2 protein-coding genes are annotated in these 2,886 nt (G+C 65.3%); both read left to right on the top strand.

Annotated features, from left to right (window positions below; all coding sequences use genetic code 11):
- The first annotated feature begins 103 nt into the window (after window positions 1–103).
- A complete protein-coding gene (locus JQK88_RS35280) occupies window positions 104–1,420 on the top strand; it encodes an IS701 family transposase (protein ID WP_203281184.1) in 1,317 nt (438 codons plus the stop codon).
- A 120-nt stretch (window positions 1,421–1,540) separates the two neighbouring features.
- The gene (locus JQK88_RS35275; protein WP_203281183.1) at window positions 1,541–2,857 is read left to right on the top strand and encodes an IS701 family transposase; all 1,317 of its coding nucleotides are present in this window, start codon (window positions 1,541–1,543) and stop codon (window positions 2,855–2,857) included.
- The last annotated feature ends 29 nt before the right edge of the window (window positions 2,858–2,886 follow it).

Below are 2,886 nucleotides of genomic sequence, written 5' to 3'. Positions count from 1 at the left end.
CCTAGCACTACTTTGGCAGATTTTTAGTTCTGGGAGCGTTTTGAGGATTCCCAAGAGCGGTTTTGCGTGATTCATGAGAGGTCGGCTGTTGGAGGGGCCGACCATGAACAGGGATTGGCAACTCGATCTGGAGCGGTGGCTTGAGCCGTTCGTCTCGGCGTTGAGGCACAAGACGCGTGCGCGGATGTGTCCGGCCTATATTGCTGGGCTGATTGGCCTTGGGGATCGCAAGAGCGTCCAACCGATGGCGGCGCGCGACGCAGGCGTCAACTATGACCAGCTGCACCACTTCATCGCGAGCGGCGTGTGGGATGCTGCGCCGCTGGAGAAGGTGCTGCTCGCGGAGGCCGACAGACAAGTTGGCGGGAACGATACGTGGCTGATCGTGGACGACACCGCGCTCCCCAAGAAGGGGCGCCACTCGGTCGGCGTCGCGCCGCAATATGCCTCGGCGCTTGGCAAGAACGCCAACTGCCAGACGCTGGTGTCGCTGACGCTGGCCTCTGGCGAAGTGCCGGTCATGGTGGGGCTGCGGCTGTTTCTGCCCGAGAGCTGGACTTCCGATCCCGCCCGGCTCGACCGTGCCGGTGTGCCCGAGGACCATCGTGCCTACAGGACCAAGCCCGAAATCGCGCTGGCCGAGATCGACCGGGCTCGCGCAGCCGGCTTGCGCTTTGGCTGCGTGCTCGCCGATGCCGGATATGGCTTGAGCGCCCCCTTCCGGCAGGCGCTCACCGAGCGCGGCCTTACCTGGGCCGTCGGTATCCCGTTCAAGCAGAAGGTCTATGCCGCCGACGTGGCGATGATCTTCCCCGTTGCCGGACGCGGCCGCCCGCGCCGCCGGCATATCCCCGATGTGAAGTCGATGACCGCGCAGGCGATGCTGGAAAAAGCCCAATGGCGGACGGTCAGTTGGCGGCGTGGCACCAAAGGCCGCCTCTCGGCGCGCTTCGCCGCTGTCCGTGTCCGGGTTGCAGATGGCCCACCCCAGCGCATCCGCGACATGGGCGCTCAGCATCTGCCCGGCGAGGAGGTCTGGGTGATCGGCGAGCACCGCTCGACCGGCGAGCGCAAATACTACCTCTCCAACTTGCCCGCCGACACCCCGCTCAAGCAGATCGCAGGCGCCATCAAGGCGCGCTGGGTCTGCGAACAGGCGCATCAGCAGCTCAAGGAGGAACTTGGCCTCGACCACTTCGAGGGGCGCTCATGGACGGGCCTGCACCGGCACGCGCTGATGACGATGATCGCCTACGCCTTCCTGCAATCTCGCCGCCTCAAACACGCGGAAGGGGGAAAAAAGAATCCTCGGCCCGCCGCCCCAACCGAGCCTACCCGCCGTCAGGCAAGCCATCCTCACCGCGCTCGCGCAGCCGCCCCCAATCCGTTGTCCCCACTGCCGCAGAACCCTCTCCGCTAAAAATCTGCCAAAGTAGTGCTAGCACTACTTTGGCAGATTTTTAGTTCTGGGAGCGTTTTGAGGATTCCCAAGAGCGGTTTTGCGTGATTCATGAGAGGTCGGCTGTTGGAGGGGCCGACCATGAACAGGGATTGGCAACTCGATCTGGAGCGGTGGCTTGAGCCGTTCGTCTCGGCGTTGAGGCACAAGACGCGTGCGCGGATGTGTCCGGCCTATATTGCTGGGCTGATTGGCCTTGGGGATCGCAAGAGCGTCCAACCGATGGCGGCGCGCGACGCAGGCGTCAACTATGACCAGCTGCACCACTTCATCGCGAGCGGCGTGTGGGATGCTGCGCCGCTGGAGAAGGTGCTGCTCGCGGAGGCCGACAGACAAGTTGGCGGGAACGATACGTGGCTGATCGTGGACGACACCGCGCTCCCCAAGAAGGGGCGCCACTCGGTCGGCGTCGCGCCGCAATATGCCTCGGCGCTTGGCAAGAACGCCAACTGCCAGACGCTGGTGTCGCTGACGCTGGCCTCTGGCGAAGTGCCGGTCATGGTGGGGCTGCGGCTGTTTCTGCCCGAGAGCTGGACTTCCGATCCCGCCCGGCTCGACCGTGCCGGTGTGCCCGAGGACCATCGTGCCTACAGGACCAAGCCCGAAATCGCGCTGGCCGAGATCGACCGGGCTCGCGCAGCCGGCTTGCGCTTTGGCTGCGTGCTCGCCGATGCCGGATATGGCTTGAGCGCCCCCTTCCGGCAGGCGCTCACCGAGCGCGGCCTTACCTGGGCCGTCGGTATCCCGTTCAAGCAGAAGGTCTATGCCGCCGACGTGGCGATGATCTTCCCCGTTGCCGGACGCGGCCGCCCGCGCCGCCGGCATATCCCCGATGTGAAGTCGATGACCGCGCAGGCGATGCTGGAAAAAGCCCAATGGCGGACGGTCAGTTGGCGGCGTGGCACCAAAGGCCGCCTCTCGGCGCGCTTCGCCGCTGTCCGTGTCCGGGTTGCAGATGGCCCACCCCAGCGCATCCGCGACATGGGCGCTCAGCATCTGCCCGGCGAGGAGGTCTGGGTGATCGGCGAGCACCGCTCGACCGGCGAGCGCAAATACTACCTCTCCAACTTGCCCGCCGACACCCCGCTCAAGCAGATCGCAGGCGCCATCAAGGCGCGCTGGGTCTGCGAACAGGCGCATCAGCAGCTCAAGGAGGAACTTGGCCTCGACCACTTCGAGGGGCGCTCATGGACGGGCCTGCACCGGCACGCGCTGATGACGATGATCGCCTACGCCTTCCTGCAATCTCGCCGCCTCAAACAAGCGGAAGGGGGAAAAAAGAATCCTCGGCCCGCCGCCCCAACCGAGCCTACCCGCCGTCAGGCAAGCCATCCTCACCGCGCTCGCGCAGCCGCCCCCAATCCGTTGTCCCCACTGCCGCAGAACCCTCTCCGCTAAAAATCTGCCAAAGTAGTGCTAGTCACCTG

The sequence above is a fragment of the Mesorhizobium caraganae genome (assembly GCF_016836705.1).
GTDB classification, from domain to species: Bacteria; Pseudomonadota; Alphaproteobacteria; order Rhizobiales; family Rhizobiaceae; genus Mesorhizobium; species Mesorhizobium caraganae.
This window is presented reverse-complemented; position numbering and strand designations above follow the sequence as displayed.